Origin of the sequence: Mammaliicoccus fleurettii (genome assembly GCF_003970575.1) — a bacterium.
GTDB classification, from domain to species: Bacteria; Bacillota; Bacilli; order Staphylococcales; family Staphylococcaceae; genus Mammaliicoccus; species Mammaliicoccus fleurettii.
In genome coordinates this window covers 1-23,842 of record NZ_RXWZ01000080.1, presented here as the reverse complement: position 1 = coordinate 23,842, position 23,842 = coordinate 1, and the positions used below count along the sequence as shown (strand labels likewise).

The following is a 23,842-nucleotide window of genomic DNA, read 5'->3' as shown; positions in this document are numbered from 1 at the left end:
TTTATGTTATCAAAAAATATTCTAGATGCTTTAAACAATCAATTAAATCATGAATTTTACGCAGCACATGCATATATGGCAATGGCAGCTTATTGTGCAGACAAGAGTTACGATGGATTTGCAAACTTCTATATTCAACAAGCTAAAGAAGAACGTTTCCATGGCATGAAAATATATAACTATATTAATGATCGTGGTGAAAAAGCTATCTTCACATCATTAGATGCTCCAAAAACAGAATTCAATTCTTTATTAGAAACATTTAAAGATGGTTTAGCACAAGAACAAGATGTAACACGTCGTTTCTATAATTTATCTGAAATTGCTAAAGATGAAAAAGACTTTGCTACAATTTCATTCTTAAATTGGTTCTTAGATGAACAAGTTGAAGAAGAATCAATGTTTGAAACGCATATTGATTACTTAGAAAGAATTCAAGAAGACAACAACGCACTATTTATATATGAAAAAGAACTAGCATCACGTAGCTTTGATGAAGGCTCTGAATAAAATTGATTATTTAGAATTATATAACCTAGCTAGGACAAATTAATTGTCCTAGCTAGGTTTTTGTGTGGAAAATGAGGGTGGAGTTGGTTGTGAGGGTTGGTTGTGAGGGTTGGTTGTGAGGGTTGGTTGCGGGGCTTGGTTGTGGGGCTTACTGGCAGAATTCCGAATTGTGCTCCTTAGAATGCGCTAACTAGCAGAATTCCGAATTGTGCTCCTTAGATTGCGCTAACTAGCAGAATTCCGAATTGTGCTCCTTAGATTGCGCTAACTGGCAGTATTCTGAATTGTGCTCCTTAGATTGCGCTAACTAGCAGAATTCCGAATTGTGCTCCTTAGAAAGTTCTAACTGGCAGAATTCTGAATTGTGCTCCTTAGATTGCGCTAACTGGCAGTATTCTGAATTGTGCTCCTTAGACATTATCTCTTACGGACATTTCTCGGAATTATGTCCCTTACAACCACTCTTACGGATATTTCTCAGAATTTTGTCCCTTACAGCACCTCTTACGGACATTTCTCAGAATTTTGTCCCTTACACTACCTCTTACGGACATTTCTCGGAATTATGTCCCTTACACACACTCACTTACGGTCATTCAATCAACTTTTAACACCTTATATTTATAATTCATCATGATTTACTTTATGTCCTTATATGATTATAATTACGTTCTAAAGGAAGTGATGAAATGTCTTCATTCGTAGCACTAGATTTTGAAACTGCTAACGGTAGTCCCGAAAGTATATGTTCTGTAGGTATGGTTAAAGTAGTTGATCATCAAATTACGGAAAATTTTTATACTTTAGTGAATCCTGAAGATTATTTTTCTAGTATGAATATTAAAATTCATAAAATCAAACCTTCAGACGTAACTAATTCACCTACATTTGATATTGTCTTTCCATATATGATGGACTTTATCGGTGATTTACCAGTCGTTGCTCATAATGCTAAATTTGATATGAATGTATTGTTTAAATCACTCATGAAACTTGATATTGAGATTCCTGATTTAACTTATTTTTGTTCATGTATATTAGCAAGAAAAACTATAAACAACCCCCGATATGGCTTGGCACCTATGATGTCGTACTATAATATTGATTTTAAAGGACATCACCATGCCTTAAATGATGCAAAAGCATGTGCGATCATAACGTACCGACTCTTAAAACATTACCCAGATTTAGATTCAGTCCTAAGTATATATGGCAAATCATTATCTGATAAAAAATATGTATAAAAAAACAGTGAAGAAATGTTATATTTCTTCACTGTTTTTCAATATTATTCTTTGTGTTGAAATTCTTTTTTTAAATCTCTTCTCAAGCTTGCTTTGTTAACAGGTCTTTCTAGTTTTTTATCTAACCAGAATAACAATATTGCAATTGCAACAATTCCTAGTAATTTTATTACATCAAATGTACCTGTATCAATGGAGCTTTTAATAAATAATATAATCAATAACACTGTAATCGCTATAATTGAAAATTTAAATTTCATATCAATCTCTACCTTCTTATTTGTAAGTATTAAATAATACCCTTTTTTCTTTTAAATGAAACTCGTTCATAACTTATATTAGAATACTAAGGATAAAATTAAATATCAAGTTAAGTGTTTATATGAAATCATATATCGTTAAATTACGGTAAGTTCTAGAAACTAAATTCCCAATGGATACACCAACTAAGCGGATAGCTATGTCGGTATCTTTAAGAGAATTATACAAATCATATGCGATATTATATATTTCCACTTCATCGTATACTGGTGTATTGCTACTAGTTTGTTTAGAAAGTGTTTCAAAGTCGTGTGTTTTTAACTTAACTGTAATTGTTCTTCCGGCTAATTCATGTCTATCTGCTCTATTAGCAACTTCTCCACTTAACTGACGTATAGTGTTTAATATGAAATCATCATCATTTTGGTCTGTTTCAAAGGTTGTTTCTCTTCCGATTGATTTCCTAATTCTTGTAGGTTTAACATGAGAGTGATCAATACCACGCACTTTATTATAAAAACTGACGCCTCTTTTTCCAAATAGCTGAATCATTTCCATTTGATTATATTGATATAAGTCTTTCCCAGTATGGATACCTTTTTCTTTCATTTTTTCTTCGGTTACTTTTCCAATACCTGCAAAATCTCCTATAGGTAATGACATCAATAAATCGTGTGCATTTTCATAATCTATGACTGTTCTTCCACTCGGTTTATTCATTCCACTGGCGAGTTTTGCTAAAAATTTATTATAAGATACACCTGCAGATGATGTAAGATGCGTCTTATCGTAAATATCTCTTTGGATATACTGTGCGATCATTGAAGCTGGTAAGTCTCTTCTAACGAGCTCTGTAACATCTAAATATGCTTCATCTAATGATAATGGCTCAACGATATCTGTATAACTCTTAAAGATAGCCATGATGTCATTCGAAACTTCTCTATAATGATTTAACCTTGGACGAACATAGTAACCATCAGGACATAGTTTATGTGCTTGAGCCATTGGCATTGCAGAATGTACACCAAATTTTCTAGCTTCATAACTAGCTGTTGAAACCACACCTCTACCAGAAGCTCGTCCACCTATAATGACTGGTTTACCTTTTAATGTTGGATTATCCCTCACTTCCACTTGAGCAAAGAAAGCATCCATATCGATATGAATTATTCGCCGTTCCATTGTATACACCTCTACAAAAAAATAGGAAGTTGGTTGCCCAAATTCCTATATATTATATCAAAATTTCTATTAACTTGTTGATTGTAAGTCTTTGTTCTCTGAAAATAGATTAATTCCTACTTCAGTATCTTCAACGTATTTCATCTGTTTATTACTATAAATAATTTGAACCATATAGAAATCCCCTATACAAGCTGCACCATGAAAAGAAAAGATATAAATGATAGAAGATACTTGTAGCCATAATAAAGAGACAAGTAAAGCTAAACTTATTATGACAAAAGGTGCTAGCAAAATAATATAAAACTGCTTCCTATTAAATATAGCATGAGGCATTGTCGCAAAAAACATACCATTCATATAACCATATTTAACTTTAGAAGAAGGATTAAATAATTTAAAGCAAATACCGTGAATCAATTCATGTACAAATACTAATACAATTAAACTAATTATCCCGGTTACGATATTCCTTAAAAACCCCTCATCATAAACATATACAACATTTGCTATAACTTTAAAACTAATTAGTATTAGTGAAAGAAATAGAACAAACTGTAATAACGCTAATCTTTTTAAAATAGAAACGTTGTTAATTAAGTCAATTTTAAGCATCTAACTCCCCCATGAAACCAATTCTTAATAATCTTTACATGCTTATTATAAAATATAAATGCCGTTATTACTAATCATTACACAATTTATGTCATTTTATTATTTCAATTGACTTAAAGATACTTTATACAATTTATCGTCATTACCTGAAGGGTTTCCTCTACCATCGGAATTATTACTAATGAAATATATTTCATTATTTACGATATAAACATCTCTAATTCTTCCATAATCAGAAGCAACTTTATTCATTTTGTTATTATTTATATCAAACTTCATTATACCTTCACCACGTAAAGCAGCAGAATAAATTATCCCATCATGATAAGCAAGACCTGATGGAGCCCAAGTATCATCTGATCCTGAAGTGAATAATGGAGATTCCATATTAGATTTTTCTTCATTACCTTCAATTACTGGCCATCCATAATTATGTCCTTTTGTAATTTCATTAATTTCATCATTCGCTTGATTACCATGTTCACTCGCATACATCTTATCATCTGAAGTCCAAACCATGCCTTGTGGATTCCTATGACCATAACTATAAACATAAGAATTAGAAAATGCATTATCACTTGGTTTACTACCATCAAGATTCAATCTTAAAATTTTTCCACCTAGTGAAATTTTATCTTGTGCATTTTGTTCATCAGAAGCATCACCGGTTGTTGCATATAACTTATTATCAGGTCCAATTTTCAGTCTTCCTCCATGATGATATTGACCACTTGGAATATCATCTAACAATAATGCTTCTTCATTCCATGTATCACCGTCTAGTTTCAACTTCACGATGCGATTGAACTGTCCATCATTATTTTCATACGTATAATACGCGTAAGCTTCATTAGAATTCTCAAAATCTGGTGCAAGAACTAAACCTAATAGACCAGCCTCAGCAGCAGTTGATACATCTTCTTCTAAGTTCACTTTCTGTTCTATCTTCTTATCCCCTTTAATCTTAACAATCTTGCCAGGACGCTCAGTTAAATAAAAAGTATCACTAGTCTTCGCAATACTCCATGGCGTATCTAAGTTATCAACCACTGTTTCAACACCTTTAGTTTCCTTGCTATCTTTTTGATTATCCGATTCACCCTGTTGTTTAGTTGCATTATTTTGGGTTTGGTTATTTGTTTCTTCAGTCTTCTCACTAGCATCTTTACTAGAATCACTACCACAAGCAGACAATAAAAAACAGACCGATATGGCACTCATTAATACGTTCTTCATAAACAACCCTCCTTAATTTATTTATACAGATGTATGCGCATTCATACAATAAAATAGCTCAAAAAGAAGAGGCAGAAACAAATTAATTGTCTCTGCCTCTTCTCATTATATTAGTAATAATGGCTAGCTGTTTAATCAGTTATTTTTTCTATTAAAGCAACTGTCTCTACATGTGTAGTATGTGGAAACATATCTACAGGTGTGATTTCTTTTAATTGATAACCACTTCCTTTTAATATCTCTACATCTCTTACTTGTGTTGCTGGATTACATGATATATACACAATTCTCTTAGGTGAAAGTTCTATTAAAGTTTCAATAAATGTTTGATCGCATCCTTTTCTTGGTGGATCGACCATTACGACTTCTGGCTTTATACCTTCTTTTTGCCATTTTAAAATGATTTCTTCTGCTTTTCCTGCTTCCCATGTCGCATTATCTATATGATTGATTTCTGCATTTTCTTTCGCATTTTCTATAGCTTGCTCTACAACTTCAACGCCGTAAACATGTTTAGCTTTTGGTGACATATAAGATCCTATTGTCCCGATTCCGCAATATGCATCTATAACTGTTTCTTCTCCATCTAATTGTGCATATTCTAAAGCTTTGTTATATAATTTCTCTGTTTGTACTGGATTGATTTGATAGAAAGAAGAGTCAGATATTTTAAACTGAAATTCTGAGAGTTTGTCAGAAATCGTGTCTTGTCCATACAATGTATGTGACGTATTACCCATTATAACGTTTGATTTTTCTAAGTTTATATTATGTTTAATACTTACAACATTATCAAATTCTGACGTGATATATTCTATAATTTTGTTTTTATGGCTTAATTGTTTGCTGTTTGTTACAAATATAACCATTGTTTCTCCAGTATAATATCCGCTTCTCAATATGATATGTCTTAACTCACCTTTATGTTTTCGCTCATTATAAATGCTTATATTAATTTGCTCTAATAAAGCTTTAAGTTTAATCATAATTTGATCATGTTTTTCATCTTGTATCATACAATGGTCAATATTTACGATATCATGGCTTCTCTGTCTATAGAAACCTAACTCAATTTCGCCTTGTTCATTCTTACCCACTGGTATTTGTGATTTATTTCGATATTGCCATGGATTTTCCATTCCGATTGTTTCATGAATAACCGTATCTTCAAAGTTTGATTTACGTTTAAATAAGTTTACAACTTGTTCTTTTTTCATTTCTAATTGTGCTCTATAGCTCAAATGTTGAAGTTGGCATCCTCCACACACGCTATAATACTCACAGGGTGGTTCAATTCTTTTTTCAGATGCTTCTTTAATTGTTATTAATTTACCGATAGCGAATTGCTTTTTTACTTTAATAACTTTAAATTCAATCGTTTCATCTTTTATTGCATTTGGTACGAAAATAGGATAACGATCAAATTTAACAACACCATGTCCTTCATGTGTAAAATCGATCACTTGTCCTGTGTATATTTCGTTTTTATTAACTATACCTGCCATAATAACTCCTTCTTTCACGTTAAACATAGAAAAAAGGGACAAAATAATGTCCCCCTGTATTTATTCTTCTGTTAGTTCTTCGTGTAATCTTTCTCGTTCTTTTTCTACCGTTTCAATACCATGTTCTCTCTTCACTCTTTCAAGTTTAGAGAATACTTCTATATGTTGTTTTAAGTTCAAGAAATTAGCAGGTAATACGCCACCAAATTCTCCATCAACATTTAATTGAATTTGTTCAAATGATGAAACGTTTATTGTTTTAGCTTTTGAATAATGAACTTTAGGGTGATTGATATGATCACCTCTTGAAGCAAGCGTCATAATATGACCTAGTTCAGCAATGTTCACTTTTTCTAAAATGAGCAATGTGAAATTCCCATCATTAATATCTGCATCAGGTACAAGCTTTTCAAATCCTCCGATAGAATTTGTTAGACCAATTAAGAACATCATTGCTTCACCTTGAAATACATTTCCATCATATTCAATGCGAATATCTGTCGCTTTAATTTGAGGTAACATCTCTAAACCTTTAATATAATAGGCTAATGGACCTACCATCGTTTTAAGTTTACTTGGTGCTTCATATGATACTTCTGTAATTTTTCCGCCACCAGCAATGTTTATAAAATAACGATTATTCATTTTACCTACATCAACTGGAACTAAATCACCTTTAATAATCGTGTCAACGGCTTCCATAATACTATTCGGTATAAGTAGCGCTCTACCAAAATCGTTTACAGTACCCATAGGAATTAATCCTAATTTAGGACGTTTTTTAGCTTCTGCTATTCCATTAATCACTTCATTTAATGTACCATCCCCACCAGCTGCAATGATAACATCATAATCGTACTTTAAAGCTTCTCTAGCTGCATTTGTTGCATCACCAGCACTTGTCGTAGCATGTGCACTTGTCTCGTATCCAGCTTGTTCTAATTTAATTAACACATCAGGTAATGCCCTTTTAAATACTTCTCGTCCTGATGTTGGGTTATAAATGATCCTAGCTTTTTTCTTCATTGTGATCCCTCTTGTATTTTCTTATATCTTTATATTAAAGCAAATGTTAAATATAAGAAAGTAAAAAATGATTAGCGTCTTTTTGTTCCAAAAATATTTCTCACAATTTCTCTTCCAATTTGTCTCCCTACCGTAGAAAGTAGTTTTGATGTTTCTTTTTGGAATTGAGAAGACTTCTCTTTTTTCTTTGGTTCTGAGTCTTTTTGTGTATTTTTAGTTTTCTTAGAACTTTTACTTTCTTCAGATGTTTCTGGTTGCTTTTCTATTTTTTTCTGCAGCATTTCAAAAGCACTTTCTCGATCAAATGTTTCTTTATAAGTTTCGTTCAATGGCGAATTATTTATAAGGTCTTTTTTGACATGTTCATCAATTACACCAATTTTACTTTCTGGAGGACGGATAAATGCACGTTCAACTATATTTGGTTGTCCTTCTTCATTTAAGAATGAAATAAGAGCTTCACCAGTTTTTAATTCTCCAATCACTTGAGCTGTATCAAAATTTTCATTTTGTCTGAATGTTTGTGCTGCACTTTTAATTGCTTTTTGGTCTTTAGGTGTATAACTTCTTAATGCATGTTGAACTCTGTTACCAAGTTGTCCGAGAACAGATTCAGGTATATCAATTGGATTTTGAGTTACAAAATAAATCCCTACACCTTTAGAACGAATTAATCGTACAACTTGTTCAACTTTTTCAATAAGTTCCTTGGAACTATCATTAAATAATAAATGAGCTTCATCAAAGAAGAACACAATTTTAGGCTTTTCAGGATCTCCAACTTCAGGTAGACTCTCGAATAATTCAGATAATAACCACAATAAGAATGTAGCATATAATTTTGGCTTTTGATATAAGACAGATGCGTCTAATACGTTAATCATACCTTTACCAGACTCATCAAATTTAATAAAATCTTCTAACTCTAGAGCTGGTTCACCAAAGAAAGTTTCTGCACCTTCAGATTCTAATCTTAACAACGAACGTTGAATCGCACCTATAGAAGCAGAAGAAATATTTCCGTACTTTTCAGCATACTCGGCCCTATTAGCATTTATTTCTTTTAAGAGTGCTTTAAAGTCTTTCATATCAATTAGTAATAGTCCACTCTCATCAGCAACTTTAAATACAATATCTAAAACACCAAGCTGAGTATTGTTCAAGTCTAATAATTTACCAATTAAAAGAGGACCCATTTCTGTAATAGTTGTTCTTACAGGAACACCATTTTTTTGAAAAATATCAAATAAAGTTACAGGATACGCATTATTGCTATAATCATCAAGCTTTAATAAGTCTAGTCGTTCTTGAATTTTATCATTGATAGAACCAGATTCAGCTATGCTAGAAATATCCCCTTTAATATCAGACATAAAAACAGGAACACCAGCTTTTGAGAATTGCTCAGCCAAAACTTTTAAAGTAATTGTCTTCCCAGTACCAGTAGCACCAGCAATTAAACCATGTCTATTAGCTTGACTTAATTCTAAATTAACTTCATTTTCATTTTTAGCAATTTTTAATTGTGTCATGTGCAGTCAGTCCTCCATTATCAATATGATTTATTACCATTGTACTTTAACTCAACGACCATGCAAGCAATAACATAAATGAAGAAAGTTATTTTCAGCAAATAATAGAGCGTAAATAGGTTGTTCTTACTGGCAGAATTCTGAATTGTGTTCCTTAGAATGTTCTTACTGGCAGAATTCCGAATTATGCTTTTTAGAATGCTCTTACTGGCAGAATTCTGAATTGTGCTTCTTAGACTGTTCTTACTAGCAGAATTCCGAATTATGCTCCTTAGATTGTTCTTACTGGCAGAATTCCGAATTATGCTCCTTAGATTGCGCTAACTGGCAGAATTCTGAATTATGCTCCTTAGTGACAGCCCCTCTTACGAACATTTCTCAGAATTTTGTCCCTTACACGATAAAAAAACGCTCATTCATTAGGTTTAGCTAATGAATGAGCGTTAATTAATATAAGTCTCTCAATTCTAACTTATATCTTTATATTTATCTTTTTTCTAATTCTGATTTTAGTATTTGGTTAACAACTTGTGGGTTAGCTTGTCCTTTTGAAATTTTCATAATTTGACCAACTAAGAAGCCCATTGCTTTACCTTTACCATTTTTAAAGTCTTCTACTGATTGTGGATTGTTATCTAAAGCTTCAGTAACAAATCCTAATAATGTCGCTTCGTCTGAAATTTGAACAAGACCTTTGTCTTTCATAATTTGATGAGCGTCTCCACCATTTTGTGCTAATTCTGGGAATACTTTTTTAGCGATTTTACTACTCATTGTACCGTCTTCTATTAGCTTAATCATTCCTGCTAAGTTTTCAGGTGTAAGTGCAGTATCATTTAATTCTATTTGATTTTTGTTTAAGTATTCATTTACTCCACCCATTAACCAGTTAGAAGTTAATTTAACATCTGCGCCATGTTTAATAGCTTCTTCAAAGAAATCTGACATTTCTTTAGTTAATGTTAATACATGAGCATCATATGCTGGCAATCCTAAATCATTTACGTAACGTTCTTTACGTACGTCTGGTAAGTCAGGAATTGTCTTACGAACACGCTCTTTCCATTCATCATCAACATATAATGGTACTAAGTCTGGTTCTGGGAAGTAACGATAATCATCTGAACCTTCTTTTATACGCATTAAAATTGTTTCTCCAGTTGATTCGTTAAAACGACGTGTTTCTTGTAAAATTTCTCCGCCTGCTAATAATACTTCTGCTTGGCGTTTTTCTTCATGTTCTAAACCTTTACGTACATAGTTAAATGAGTTTAAGTTCTTAAGCTCTGCTTTAGTACCGAACTCTTCTTGACCATATGGACGTAATGATATATTTGCATCACAACGTAAAGATCCTTCTTCCATTTTACAGTCAGAAACGCCTGTATATTGAATGATTGCACGTAATTTTTCTAAATAAGCATAAGCTTCCTTAGGTGAACGAATATCTGGTTCTGATACGATTTCAATTAATGGCGTACCTTGACGGTTTAAATCCACTAATGAGTAACCATCTTTATGTGATAGTTTACCCGCATCTTCTTCCATGTGTAAACGCGTAATACCGATACGTTTTGTTTCTCCGTCTACTTCAATATCAATCCAACCATTTTCGCCGATTGGTTGATCGAATTGAGAAATTTGGTAAGCTTTTGGATTATCTGGATAGAAATAGTTTTTTCTATCGAATTTAGATTCTTTAGCAATGTCCATGTTTAATGCCATTGCTGCACGCATAGCCCAGTCCACAGCAGTCTTGTTAACTACTGGTAAGACACCTGGATATGCTAAGTCAATTACGTTTGTATTTGTATTAGGTTCCGCACCAAAATGAGCTGGTGATGGTGAAAACATTTTTGATTCTGTTTTTAGTTCGACGTGTACTTCTAAGCCGATTATTGTTTCAAAATGCATTCAGATTCACACTCCTTGTAATGTTTTATAGTCATCATGTAAGTTAAATTGAGTTTCGTATTGATAAGCAACTTTGTATAATGTTTTTTCATCGAATGGTTTACCAACAATTTGTAAACCAATTGGACGACCATTTGATTTACCACAAGGAATTGAGATAGAAGGTACACCTGCTAAGTTAACTGGAATTGTTAAAATATCATTTGCATACATTGTCAATGGATCATCGACTTGTTCACCAATGTTAAATGCTGTTGTTGGTGCAGTTGGTCCTACGATAACATCATAGTCATTAAATACTTTTTCAAAATCTTGTTTTATTAAAGTACGTACTTTTTGAGCTTTTTTGTAGTAAGCATCGTAATAACCTGAGCTTAATGCAAATGTTCCTAACATAATACGTCGTTTAACTTCATCTCCAAAACCTTCTCCACGAGACTTTTTATATAATTCTTCAAGTGTATGAGCTGATTTTGAATGATAACCATAACGGATACCATCGAATCGAGCTAAGTTAGCTGAAGCTTCAGAAGATGCAATAATATAGTAACTCGCAACACCGTATTTCGTATTTGGTAATGATACACGGTCTACAGTTGCACCAAGTGACTCAAGTGTCTTAACTGCTTCATTAACTGAGTTCTTAACGTCTTCAGAAACACCAGATCCAATAAATTCTTCTGGAACAGCTATTTTTAATCCTATAATATCTTTACCAATTTCAGATGTGAAATCCACATTTTCAATTGGCGCACTTGTTGAGTCTTGAGCATCGTGTCCAGAAATAGTTTCTAAAATTAATGCATTGTCTTTAACACTACGTGTAATTGGGCCAATTTGATCTAATGAAGATGCAAATGCTACTAAACCAAAACGTGATACTCGACCGTATGTAGGTTTCATACCTACTACACCACAATAAGATGCTGGTTGACGAATTGAGCCACCTGTATCTGAACCTAAAGCAAATGGTACTAAGCTTGCTGCTACTGCTGCAGCTGAACCACCTGATGATCCACCAGGTACTGCTTTATGGTCAAATGGGTTAACAGTTGTCTTAAAGTAAGAGTTCTCATTTGAACCACCCATTGCAAATTCATCCATATTTAATTTACCAACTAAAATACCATTTTCAGCATTTAATTGTTTCATCACTGTTGATTCATAAATAGGAATAAAGCCTTCTAACATTTTACTTGCACATGTAGTTTCTACACCTTCAGTAATAATGTTGTCTTTGATACCCATTGGAATACCAAATAACTTACCTTCCATTTTATCTTCAGCTTGTAGTTTATCTTGTTCTTCAGCCTTTTTAATTGCTTCTTCCTTGTTTAAAGCTAAGAATGCTTTGACATTTATATCATCTGCTTCAATTGCTTCAAAAATATCTCTTACAATTTCAGATGGCTTAATTTCTTTATTTTTAATCATTTCTGATAAACGCTCAATTGTTTCATAACGAATTGTCATGCCTTAGTCCTCCTCATTCATAATAGCTGGAACTTTAAATTGTCCCGCTTCTTTTTCTTTAGCATTAAGTAATGCTTGTTCTTGAGGAATTCCTAATTCACTCTTATCTTCTCTTAGAACATTTTGTAAATCCAATACATGGAATGTTGGTTCAACATTTTCAGTATCAACTTCATCTAATTGTCCTGCAAAGTTTAAGATCTTCTCTAAAGATTTTGTGAATTCATTGACTTCGTCTTGTGAAACTTCAAGTCTAGCTAAATTAGCAACATGTTCAACTTGCTCAGATGTTACCTTCGTCATGTGCGACGCCTCCTTAGTTAATCTAACATCATACAATTTTACCAAATTTTCATATAAAAATCTAAAGTTATTGAAAATTAGCTTCATGAAAGCGCATACATTGTGTATAATAAATTATCAGAATTTTTTCTGAATTTTATGTCAATGAGTGAGAGGTGGTTTTTCATGTTTATACTTGGAAATGCATTTAAGAATGTTAAGGTCGAAACTACTTGGGAAACATATGTCATGATTGCTGTTTATTTTGCAATTCTACTAGCAATTGGATTCTATGCTTACAAACGTTCGACGAGTACGCTCGATGAATATATGTTGGGTGGTAGAGACTTAGGGCCATTAGTAACTGCCCTATCAGCAGGTGCTTCAGATATGAGTGGTTGGATGATCATGGGGTTACCTGGTTCCGTTTATAGCACTGGTTTATCTGCAACTTGGATAGCGATAGGACTTACAATCGGTGCTTGGTTAAATTATATGCTCGTTGCATCTCGATTAAGAATTTATACTGAGTTAACCGATAATGCGATAACTTTACCTGACTATTTTGAAAAGCGTTTATCAGATAATACAAGAATTGTAAAAGTGATTTCCGGACTAGTTATTATAATATTTTTCACTTTATACACACATTCAGGAATGGTTGCAGGTGGTGTGTTATTCAACAGTGCTTTCGGTATAGATTACCACGTAGGTCTATTAATAGCTGCGAGTATCGTTATTCTATACACATTATTTGGTGGTTATCTCGCCGTTTCATTAACTGATTTCTTTCAAGGTGTCATTATGATACTTGCTTTAGTCCTTGTTCCAATAGTAGCTTTATTAAAATTAAATGGACTAGATACTTTTGCAGAAGTCGGTCAACTCAAGCCAACGAACTTAGATTGGTTTAAAGGTACGACGACTGTTGGCATTATCAGTTTACTTGCTTGGGGATTAGGATATTTTGGGCAACCACATATAATAGTACGTTTTATGTCTATTAAATCACATAAACTTATGCCTAAAGCTCGTAAAATCGGAATATCTTGGATGGCAATTTCATTAATCGGAGCTTGTATTACAGGACTTCTAGGCATTGCTTTTGTCGAACAAACAAATGTAAAAGTGGATAATCCTGAAACAATATTCATTGTTATGAGCCAAATTTTGTTTCATCCATTAATTGCTGGATTTTTCTTAGCAGCAATTTTAGCTGCCATAATGAGTACGATTTCTTCTCAACTTCTTGTAACTTCAAGTGCATTAACTCAAGATTTTTATATGTTAATAAGAGGCAAAACATTACAAGATAAAGATCACGAAAAAGAATTCGTACTTGTAGGATGCTTATCAGTATTAATCGTTTCAATAGTTGCAATGTACATAGCTTGGAACCCAAATGATACGATTTTAAATTTAGTTGGTAATGCATGGGCTGGTTTTGGTGCAGCTTTTGGCCCACTCGTCTTGTTATCTTTATATTGGAAACGACTCACTAAATATGGAGCAATTGCAGGTATTTTATCTGGTTCAATCGTTGTTATTTTCTGGATATTCATGAAAGATCACGGTGGCATTTTTGAATTCTATGAAATTATTCCAGGATTTATATCAAGTCTCGTATTAACAATATTAGTCAGTCTATTTACGAAAGCTCCTGAAGACATTAAAAAGTTCGACGAAATGGAAAAAATATTAAAAAATTAAAATTCTTTTTAAAATTTTATTCATTAAAATTTAGACTTATAAAAATATTAAATCACATCTTGCGAAAACGCTTATAGAACAAGCTATTAAGCAACTTATCATAATTTATATTTGTGGACAAATTGTGACACAATTTAATAAACATGGTAGACTAGATAAGCACAAAAGTTACTTTTTACCCTTTGATTATTATTTCAGTTGTGTATAATGGTCAATGTGCAACTTTAAAAAATATAAAAAATAAAGGAGCGGGAATATGTTTATTTTAGGACAAATTGACGTTAGTTCTGGAGTTGCTTCAGGCTGGCAGACTTACTTCATGATTATAGTCTACTTTGTAGTTTTATTAGCAATTGGTTATTATGCTTATAAACAATCAACAAGCAATTTAGATGAGTACATGCTAGGTGGCCGTAGTATAGGTCCTTATGTAACAGCATTATCCGCTGGTGCATCCGATATGAGTGGTTGGATGATTATGGGACTTCCAGGTGAAGTTTACAACATTGGATTATCAGCAACATGGTTAGCAATCGGTTTAACAGTAGGTGCATGGTTAAATTACATATTAGTAGCACCGAAATTACGTGTTTATACTGAACATACTGGAAATGCAATTACAATTCCAGATTTCTTTGAGAAACGTGTCGCAGATGATACACATGTATTAAAAATTATTTCAGGGATTATTATTGTAGTATTCTTTACGTTGTATACCTCAGTAGGTATGGTTTCTGGTGGTACTTTATTCGAAAGTGCTTTCGGAGTTGACTACAGACTAGGTATTATCATAACGGGTGGTATAGTTGTATTATATACTTTCTTTGGAGGATATTTAGCTGTTTCACTTACAGACTTCTTCCAAGGTGTGATTATGTTAATAGCAATGGTAATGGTACCTATTGCGGCATTATTAACATTAAATGGTTTAGACACTTTTAATACAGTGGCAGAAGTTAAACCATCAAACTTAGATTTATTTAAAGGTACTTCAGCTATTAGTATTATTGGTCTAATTGCATGGGGCCTTGGTTATTTTGGACAACCACATATTATAGTAAGATTTATGTCAATTAAATCTCACAAATTATTACCTAAAGCTAGACGTTTTGGTATAGGTTGGATGGCTATTTCATTAATTGGTGCATGTTTAGTAGGTTTAACAGGTATTGCTTACATTCATGAAACAAGTCATACAATAGATAATCCAGAAACAATATTTATTTTAATGAGTCAAGTATTGTTCCATCCATTAATTGGTGGATTCTTCTTAGCAGCTATTTTAGCAGCTATTATGAGTACAATATCTTCACAATTATTAGTAACATCAAGTGCTTTAACACAAGACTTCTACAGAATCATAACTAGAAAGCGTGGTCTTGAAGCAGACCGTGATAAAGAGTTTGTTTTGATAGGTAGATTTGCAGTATTATTAGTTGCAGTTATAGCTATATTACTTGCATGGACACCTAACGACACAATCTTAAACCTTGTAGGTAATGCTTGGGCAGGATTTGGTGCTGCATTTGGTCCACTTGTATTAATGTCATTATATTGGAAAGGTTTAACTAAGAACGGCGCTATTGCAGGTATGGTTACTTCTTCTATCGTTGTATTATTTTGGATTATGATGAAGAGTCATGGCGGCATATTCGAACTATATGAAATCATTCCAGGTTTCTTTACGAACGTCGTTGTTACAGTAGTAGTAAGTTCATTTACTAAAAAACCAACAAAAGAAGTTATTGATAGTTTAGATCATATGAATCGTGTTTTAAAAGAAGACTAATTAAACAAAAAGCTCTGAACACCCTATTAAAGGTTGTTCAGAGCTTTTTTGTTATAGAGAAACATTTTTATAAAATAAATTTCTGTTCTAATCACTACTTATAAATATGAATTTGTGGTTCATCATCGTCTTTATCTTTTGTAATTAAAGCTTGTGGTTCTTCCCCATCAACAATTGATATTTCAATATCATCTACACCTTTGAAATATTTTTGAGATAAATCAGCTACATATTGTGTAACCCCTATTACTTCAGCTTTTCCATAATAATCAAGTGGAATTTTCACTTCAAGTTCAGTAAGTTTGTCATCATCAAACTTACCAGTACCAACTGATTGTGTGAAATTCGGGAAGTACTTTTGTAAGTCTTGATTAAACTGTTCAAAATTAGTATTTAAATTTTTGTCTAAGTTTGATGCTTCAGAAGATGGGAGTGTAACATTTTTTTGATTAATTTTTTCCCAACTTTTTACTGTTCTTTTACCGCCTTCACTAGACGCATGGGCAACAAATTTTCCAGGTTTAATATCACCTTCACCTGATTGAATGAAGATAGCAAAATTAATAGGAACATTTTTAAGATCATCTCTTACACGTAAGCGAGATAATATTTCTTCAGCCATCTCTTTACCTTTTTTCTGAACTTCTTTATTATCTAAGTTTTTAGTATAAGTTTCACCATAATCTTCTTTTTGATAAACATATTCACTATTCATTGCTAAACCAATTGTCATTCCAGATATTTTTTGTTTTTTAGCATCACTTTCTGTGAAATAGTCTTGTTCGATTATATGAGATAAGTATGTAGGTGAGTTATCTGCTATTTTTTCAGGATCTGTTTCTCCATCATGCGTTGGATTGAGTCCTAGGTTTTCTTTAGCTTTACTTTGCTCTTTTTCTTCATCACTCATATCCTTAATTTCTGCTTTAGTATATTTAGGTGCTAAATACGCACTTACTGTATCTTTATCTAAAAACTGTCCATCTCTATATAGGTAATCATCTGGTGAAAATGTTTGTTTACTTATATCTAACAAACCACTTTCGAATGCTTCACTGTTATAACTTGAAATCATGTTGTCTTGTGTTAATCCTCTAGCAGCACTGACTTTGAATGGTAATAAAGTACGGTAATAATCGCTAGAAATTTGCATTCCTGTAGATATTTGTTTTGTTTGCTCTTTTTCTTTATCAGATTTTTCTTGATCTGCTTTTTGAGTAGTATCTGATGAACATGCTGAAAGCAATATTACAGACGCTAAAATAAGAAACCCTTTTTTCATATCTTTAACCTCTATTCATTGATATTACGATATTTGTTTAACCAATCTTCTTCTGACCAAACTTCGATATTTAATTTTTCAGCTTTTTCTAGTTTGGAACCTGCATCTTCACCAGCAATAACAACATCTGTATTTTTTGTTACACTTCCTGTTACTTTTGCACCAAGTGATTGGATTACTTTTGTAGCTTCTGGTCTTGACATCTCTGCCATTTTACCAGTTAACACAAATGTTTTTCCACTAAAATCAGGATGACCTTCTATTTCAGATTGTTTTGTACCTGTATAAGACATATTAACATTTTTCTTTTTTAGCTTGTCTATTAATACTTTAATATCTTCATTTTCCATATAAGTAACAAGTGATTGAGCCATCTTATGCCCTACATCAGGTATTAATGTTAAATCATCAATTGTCACTTCAAATAATCGATCAATTGATTCATATTTTTCAGATATAATTCTACTAGCTTTTGTTCCAAGGTGTCTAACACCTAATCCGAACAATAAATGTTCTAAAGACTTTTCTTTTGATGCTTCGATTGCAGTCAATAAATTATGAACTTTTTTCTCACCCATACGTTCTAAAGGTAACAAATCTTCTGCTGTTAAGTAATATAAATCAGCAACATCTTTAATTTTATCATTTTGATAAAGTTGTTCTATTATTTTATCACCTAGACCATCAATATTCATTGCTTGTCTAGAAACAAAGTGAATCATACCTTCAACAAGTTGTGCAGGACATTTAGGATTTATACATCTTAACGCAACTTCTCCTTCAATTCTGACTAACTCATGTTCACAGCTAGGACAGTGCGTTGGCATATGGTAAACTTCACTATCGTCAGTTCTATCTTCAACAATGCTTCTAACAACTTCAGGTATTATATCTCCAGCTTTTTTGATAATAACTTTATCACCTATACGAATATCTTTTTCGTGTATTAAGTCTTCATTATGTAAAGATGCTCTTGATACAGTTGTCCCTGCTACTTTAACAGGTTCTAGTAATGCTGTAGGTGTTACGACACCAGTTCTTCCAATACTAAGCTCAATATCTTTTAAAGTTGTTAACACTTCTTCAGCTGGGAATTTATATGCAATTGCCCATCTCGGAGACTTTTGTGTAAAGCCCAGTTTTTCTTGCTGACTGAGATCATCTACTTTTATGACTATACCATCAATATCGTAGGACAGTTGATTTCTTTGTTCCGTCCATTTACTAATAAAAGATAAGACCCCATCAATATCATCAAAAGTTTCTCTTTCTTTATTCGTTTTGAATCCTAATTCGTCTAAATTATTCAATGCTTCAGATTGACTAGCCGCTTCTATTTCTGTTAAATCATTTACACTATATAGAAATATATCAAGTTTTCTTTTTGCGGTTAATTTAGAATCGAGCTGTCTTAAAGAACCTGCAGCTGCATTTCTAGGATTGGCAAAAAGTTGGTCACCATTTTTCTCTTTAAATTCATTTAAAGACATAAATGACTTTCTAGGCATAAATGCTTCACCACGAACTTCTATAGATAGTGGTTCTTTAATTGTTAAAGGGATTGCATGTATTGTTTTTAAGTTTTCGGTTATATTTTCACCTGTTGTGCCATCACCTCGTGTTAAGCCTTGCACAAAGCGTCCGTTAACATACTTTAGTGAAACTGCAAGCCCATCAATTTTCAATTCACAAGTGTATTTAACATGATTTACTTTTTCTTTAACTCGTTGGTCAAACTTTTTTAAGTCTTCCTCATTAAAAGCATTCCCTAAAGACAACATAGGCGTGTCATGATTAATTTTTTCAAATTGAGATAACGGTGGTCCACCAACTCTAACAGTTGGTGAATCAGCCGTCTTTAATTCAGGATGCTGTTCTTCTATAGAAATTAATTCATTTAATAACTTATCGTATTCACTATCAGGTACTGTTGGGTTATCTAATACATGATATTCGCGATTATAACGATGTAACAGTTGATGAAGTTCTTCAACTCTTGTTTTTAATTCATCCATAGTTTACTCTCCCTTTTTCTCAATTGGTGCAAATTGAGCTAATAAACGTTTTGGTCCTTCTTTTTTGAATATAATATCCAATTCAACTGAACCATTTTTATCATTTACAGCACTGACCATACCTTCTCCCCATGATTTATGAGTAACTTTATCACCAACATTCCATGAAGTTTCTGGTTTTTGTTGCGTATTCATACGTCCTGCAAATCCACGTTTCGGTGCAGAAGTCTGTTTTGTTTTAAATGAAGTTTTCGGCTTAACACCATCCAGTAAATCTTCTGGAATTTCTTTTAAGAATCTAGATTTCATATTAGCTTGAGATCTACCAAATAATGTACGCGTTGTGGCGTGAGATAAATGAAGCTCTTGTTCAGCACGTGTTATAGCAACATATGCGATTCTTCGCTCTTCTTCCATTTCATGTTCTTCGCCAGATTGTAAACTTCTAAAGTGTGGGAAAATACTTTCTTCCATACCAATTATAAAGACAACTTTAAATTCTAATCCTTTTGCAGAGTGCATTGTCATCAATGTAACGCCCGCTTCTAGATCAGCATTATCAACATCTGCAACTAATGATAAATCTGTTAAGAAATTCATAAGTGATTGTTCTTCTATAGGTGTATTTTTCTCATAGTCTCTAGGAACTGATAAGAATTCATCAATATTTTCAAGTCTACTTTGAGATTCAATCGTTTGTTCATTTTCAAGCATACGTCTATATCCAGATTTATCTAATATTTGTTCAACAAGTTCAGTAATAGATAAAAACTCTTGCTGTTGCATTAAGTTATTCATCATCTCATAAAAATCAGCACCTTCTTGAGTGACCTTTTTAGATAATCCTATAAAATCAACTTCACCTAAAGCATCAAAGTAACTCAAGTTATTCATAGCTGCATATTGTGCGATTTTTTGAACAGATGTTGGACCTACACCACGTTTAGGTGTATTAATAATTCTTTCAAAACTTATATCATCATTACTGTTTGAAATTAATCTTAAATAACTAAGTATGTCTTTAATTTCTTTACGATCATAGAATTTCGTTCCGCCAACCATTGTATAAGGAATATTTGATTTCAAGAATGTTTCTTCAAGTACACGAGATTGAGCATTCGTTCTATATAATATAGCTATATCTTGATTATTATAGCCTTCTCGTTTTTTCTTTAAGATTTCACGAATAACGTATTCCGCTTCGTCTCTTTCAGTTGTAGCTTCATAATATTTAATTTTTTCACCTGATGTATTATCTGTCCATAAAGCTTTTGGTTTACGCTCTGAATTATTACGTATTACTTCATTAGCAGCTGTTAAAATCGTTTTTGTAGACCTGTAATTGCGTTCTAAAAAGATTGTTTGTGCTTTTGGATAATCTTCTTCAAACGATAAAATATTTTTAATATCCGCGCCTCTCCAACCATAAATAGATTGGTCAGAGTCACCCACTACACAAATATTTTGAAATTTACTTGCTAATAAATTAACAAGTGTATACTGCGCTTTGTTTGTATCTTGATATTCATCCACATGAATATATTGGAATTTATTTTGATAAAATTCTAATACTTCAGGTACACGATCAAACAGTTGAATCGTCATCATAATTAAATCATCAAAATCCAACGCATGATTTCTCAATAATTTATTTTGATATCCTTTATATACACGTGCAACCATCATTGCATAGAAATCATTTGCTTCTTTTTCTGCATCTTCGGCAGTCTTTAATTCATTTTTAAGGTTTGATATTGCTCCAATAAATGTTCTAGGTTCATACTTTTTACTATCAATGTTTTCCTTTTTCAAAATTTCTTTTATAACTGATTTTTGATCAGTAGGATCAATAATAGTAAAGTTTCTTTCAATTCCTATACGATCAATGTCGCGTCTTAAGATTCTTACACACATTGAGTGGAATGTTGAAATCCAAATGCTTTCAGCTTCAGGTCCAACTAAATGACTAATTCTTTCTTTCATCTCTTTAGCTGCTTTATTTGTAAATGTAATAGCCAACACATTGTATGGATTAACTTCTTTTTCATCTAATAAATATGCAATTCTATGTGTTAACACTCTTGTCTTACCACTACCAGCACCTGCCATAATAAGTAATGGGCCTTGAGTTGTTTGGACTGCTTGTTTTTGTTCGTCATTCATTCTATCTAACAATGCGTTCATAAAAACCTTCCTTTATTGTTTTACTTTTACTGTTTGTAAAGCTTTCTTCAAATCTTTATATATAATATTGCCAACCACGATTGTATCAGCAAATTCAGCCATCTCTTTAGCTTTTTCTTTATTGTTAATGCCGCCACCATATATTAACTGAGCATTTTCTAAATGTTCTTTCACTTCTTTCACTTCATCAACATTTCCATATTTCCCACTATATTCTAAATAAAATATTGGCATGTGATATAACTTGTCGACCATTCTTGCATAACTTATCAAATCTTCAATATCCAAATGAGTTCTAGCATCTGTCAGTTTAGCAACTTTACTATCCTCATTCATGACGACATAAGCTTCAAGAAATATTTCATCAAAGTCCATCATGTAACCATATTTCTTTATTGCTTGTTGAAGTATACCATTGTGGTAATCAACTTTATTACTATTTAATACACTCGGTACAAAATAAAAATCAAAACCAGGTACAACACTTTCAATATTAGAAATTTCTAAAGCACATGGTAATGGATAGCGTCTAACACGACTCATAAGATTTAATACATTATCTTCTGTAACATTATCTGTACCACCAATTATAATGGCGTCAGTACCAGATTCACATACCATCATTAAATCCTCATCTGTAATGGATTTAGCAGGATCTAATTTAAACACATGTTTCCATAACTTTATATCGTACATAGTTAAACTCCTTTAAATATCATAAGATTAATTATAGCATTTTTACCTTTAAATTCCGAAACTAAATAGGTTGATTCACATAAAAAAAGAAGCGAACTTTTCGCTTCTTACATACCATAATTATAGTATTCTTCTAATGTTGTATTTTGCTTATTTATTTCATTTGCTAAATCTTTACCTACATATCTTAAATGCCAAGGTTCATATTGATAACCTGTAATGTTCTCTTTACCATTAGGATATCTAACGATAAAACCATATTTATGTGCATGCTCTTTAATCCATTTTCCTTCGTTTGTATTACCAAAAGATTTTCTAAAATCATCAGTCGCTTTATTAGATCCCACATCAAATGCTAATCCAGTTTGATGTTCTGATTTACCTGGTTTCGCGCTATATTGATTTGCTGCTTTTTCTCCATCTCTTGCTACATAATCATTATATAACTGTTCTTGTTCTTCATATGAACGGTATCCACTTCTAAAAACAACATCTAATCCATCATTTCTAGCATCTTGAATCAGTTGGTTCAAATCAGTTCTTGCAGTTCTATTTTCGCCTGGTGCGTAATCACTAGGTAAGTCTACTTTCTTATTTGCGAAAACATGACCATCAACATAAGTTATGCCATCTTTCTTCTTAATATTAGGTTGCTCATTTTTTTGATTATTTTTGTTATTTTGACCATTAGATTGTTCTTCTGTAGATGATTTATCTTCTGTATTTGAATGATTGCTTGAATCACTATTTACGCCACATGCACTTAACACTATAGAAGATATTCCAACGATTAAAAATAGTTTCTTCATGTGTAACGCTCCTTAATTTACTGAATTTAATTATTATATTACTATTTTAATAATTAATCAAAATAAATAAGCATATCGTACGATTTTGTTCGTGCATGTTTGCCTACCTTTTTATACAATCTTACGATTTTGTTCGTGCATGCTTGCCTAGGGGTATGGTTCGAGCCTGTAGTCTCTCACTCATACTATTCCCTCAGGCGTCAGCACTTTACAAAATCGTTGAGAATATTCATTTTTATTCAAAAATAAGAGCAGAAATTCATTATTAAAATTGAATTTCTGCTCTTTTTAAAGTTTTAGGATATTTATGTCTTAAGCTTCATTTTGTATTCAAATCTGCTTTTATAGATACTCTTATCAGCAGTTTTACCTAGTACTGCTTTTAACACTACCCTTATCAGCAGTTTTGCCTAGTACTGCTTTTAACACACCTCTTATCAGCAATTTTGCCTAGTACTGCTTTTAACGCACCTCTTATCAGCGGTTTTGCCTAGTACTGCTTTTAACACACCTCTTATCAGCAATTTTGCCTAGTACTGCTTTTAACACACCTCTTATCAGCAATTTTGCCTAG

General features: G+C 32.4%; 19 protein-coding genes. 4 read left to right on the top strand and 15 right to left on the bottom strand.

All coding sequences use genetic code 11. The features are described 5' to 3' along the window. The first annotated feature begins 3 nt into the window (after positions 1–3). Positions 4–510 (top strand): ferritin, encoded by a 507-nt coding sequence (locus tag CD129_RS06935; RefSeq protein ID WP_078358494.1) that lies wholly within the window; start codon positions 4–6, stop codon positions 508–510. Positions 511–1,199: 689 nt separating this feature from the next. Next, positions 1,200–1,754, top strand: a complete 555-nt coding sequence (locus CD129_RS06930) for a 3'-5' exonuclease (RefSeq protein WP_078358260.1) — start codon at positions 1,200–1,202, stop codon at positions 1,752–1,754. Positions 1,755–1,798: 44 nt separating this feature from the next. On the opposite strand, the gene CD129_RS06925 is transcribed toward CD129_RS06930, so the two are convergent. The 10 genes from CD129_RS06925 to gatC all read right to left on the bottom strand — a co-directional run bounded on the left by CD129_RS06925 (position 1,799) and on the right by gatC (position 12,804). Then, complete coding sequence (locus CD129_RS06925; protein ID WP_078358259.1) at positions 1,799–2,014, bottom strand: hypothetical protein; 216 nt, start codon at positions 2,012–2,014, stop codon at positions 1,799–1,801. Positions 2,015–2,132: 118 nt separating this feature from the next. Beyond that, positions 2,133–3,200 carry a DNA polymerase IV gene (dinB, locus tag CD129_RS06920; protein ID WP_078358257.1) on the bottom strand — a complete coding sequence of 356 codons (1,068 nt, stop codon included), beginning with the start codon at positions 3,198–3,200 and terminating at the stop codon, positions 2,133–2,135. Positions 3,201–3,269: 69 nt separating this feature from the next. Beyond that, positions 3,270–3,815 carry a DUF3267 domain-containing protein gene (locus CD129_RS06915; RefSeq protein ID WP_115337274.1) on the bottom strand — a complete coding sequence of 182 codons (546 nt, stop codon included), beginning with the start codon at positions 3,813–3,815 and terminating at the stop codon, positions 3,270–3,272. A 99-nt stretch (positions 3,816–3,914) separates the two neighbouring features. After that, positions 3,915–5,051: a PQQ-dependent sugar dehydrogenase gene (locus CD129_RS06910; RefSeq protein WP_115337273.1), complete on the bottom strand. Its 1,137-nt coding sequence runs from the start codon at positions 5,049–5,051 to the stop codon at positions 3,915–3,917. 131 nt (positions 5,052–5,182) lie between these two features. Continuing rightward, a complete protein-coding gene (gene rlmD, locus CD129_RS06905) occupies positions 5,183–6,556 on the bottom strand; it encodes a 23S rRNA (uracil(1939)-C(5))-methyltransferase RlmD (protein WP_078358261.1) in 1,374 nt (457 codons plus the stop codon). Between the two features lie 60 nt (positions 6,557–6,616). After that, positions 6,617–7,582: a diacylglycerol kinase gene (locus CD129_RS06900; RefSeq protein ID WP_078358251.1), complete on the bottom strand. Its 966-nt coding sequence runs from the start codon at positions 7,580–7,582 to the stop codon at positions 6,617–6,619. 71 nt (positions 7,583–7,653) lie between these two features. Beyond that, on the bottom strand, positions 7,654–9,114 hold the full coding sequence (locus CD129_RS06895; protein ID WP_115337272.1) for a helicase HerA-like domain-containing protein: 1,461 nt from the start codon (positions 9,112–9,114) through the stop codon (positions 7,654–7,656). Positions 9,115–9,600: 486 nt separating this feature from the next. Beyond that, positions 9,601–11,028, bottom strand: coding sequence for an Asp-tRNA(Asn)/Glu-tRNA(Gln) amidotransferase subunit GatB (gene gatB, locus CD129_RS06890; RefSeq protein WP_078358248.1), 1,428 nt, complete (start codon positions 11,026–11,028; stop codon positions 9,601–9,603). Positions 11,029–11,034: 6 nt separating this feature from the next. Then, positions 11,035–12,501, bottom strand: a complete 1,467-nt coding sequence (gene gatA / locus CD129_RS06885; protein WP_115337271.1) for an Asp-tRNA(Asn)/Glu-tRNA(Gln) amidotransferase subunit GatA — start codon at positions 12,499–12,501, stop codon at positions 11,035–11,037. 3 nt (positions 12,502–12,504) lie between these two features. Beyond that, positions 12,505–12,804, bottom strand: a complete 300-nt coding sequence (gene gatC, locus CD129_RS06880) for an Asp-tRNA(Asn)/Glu-tRNA(Gln) amidotransferase subunit GatC (protein ID WP_078358244.1) — start codon at positions 12,802–12,804, stop codon at positions 12,505–12,507. A gap of 165 nt (positions 12,805–12,969) precedes the next feature. On the opposite strand from gatC, the gene putP (CD129_RS06875) reads away from it, so the two are divergent. After that, positions 12,970–14,493, top strand: a complete 1,524-nt coding sequence (putP, locus tag CD129_RS06875) for a sodium/proline symporter PutP (RefSeq protein ID WP_115337270.1) — start codon at positions 12,970–12,972, stop codon at positions 14,491–14,493. A gap of 256 nt (positions 14,494–14,749) precedes the next feature. After that, positions 14,750–16,282, top strand: a complete 1,533-nt coding sequence (gene putP / locus CD129_RS06870) for a sodium/proline symporter PutP (RefSeq protein ID WP_115337269.1) — start codon at positions 14,750–14,752, stop codon at positions 16,280–16,282. Between the two features lie 94 nt (positions 16,283–16,376). Here the strand turns inward: putP (CD129_RS06870) and CD129_RS06865 are convergent, their stop codons facing one another. From CD129_RS06865 to CD129_RS06845, 5 genes are all read right to left on the bottom strand, one after another. Then, complete coding sequence (locus tag CD129_RS06865) at positions 16,377–17,564, bottom strand: CamS family sex pheromone protein (protein ID WP_078358240.1); 1,188 nt, start codon at positions 17,562–17,564, stop codon at positions 16,377–16,379. Positions 17,565–17,575: 11 nt separating this feature from the next. Beyond that, the gene (gene ligA / locus CD129_RS06860) at positions 17,576–19,579 is read right to left on the bottom strand and encodes an NAD-dependent DNA ligase LigA (RefSeq protein ID WP_115337268.1); all 2,004 of its coding nucleotides are present in this window, start codon (positions 19,577–19,579) and stop codon (positions 17,576–17,578) included. A 3-nt stretch (positions 19,580–19,582) separates the two neighbouring features. Beyond that, the gene (pcrA, locus tag CD129_RS06855; protein ID WP_115337267.1) at positions 19,583–21,763 is read right to left on the bottom strand and encodes a DNA helicase PcrA; all 2,181 of its coding nucleotides are present in this window, start codon (positions 21,761–21,763) and stop codon (positions 19,583–19,585) included. Between the two features lie 12 nt (positions 21,764–21,775). Beyond that, complete coding sequence (gene pcrB / locus CD129_RS06850) at positions 21,776–22,459, bottom strand: heptaprenylglyceryl phosphate synthase (protein ID WP_078358231.1); 684 nt, start codon at positions 22,457–22,459, stop codon at positions 21,776–21,778. Between the two features lie 107 nt (positions 22,460–22,566). After that, the gene (locus CD129_RS06845; protein WP_107509756.1) at positions 22,567–23,268 is read right to left on the bottom strand and encodes a M15 family metallopeptidase; all 702 of its coding nucleotides are present in this window, start codon (positions 23,266–23,268) and stop codon (positions 22,567–22,569) included. Positions 23,269–23,842 lie beyond the last annotated feature (574 nt).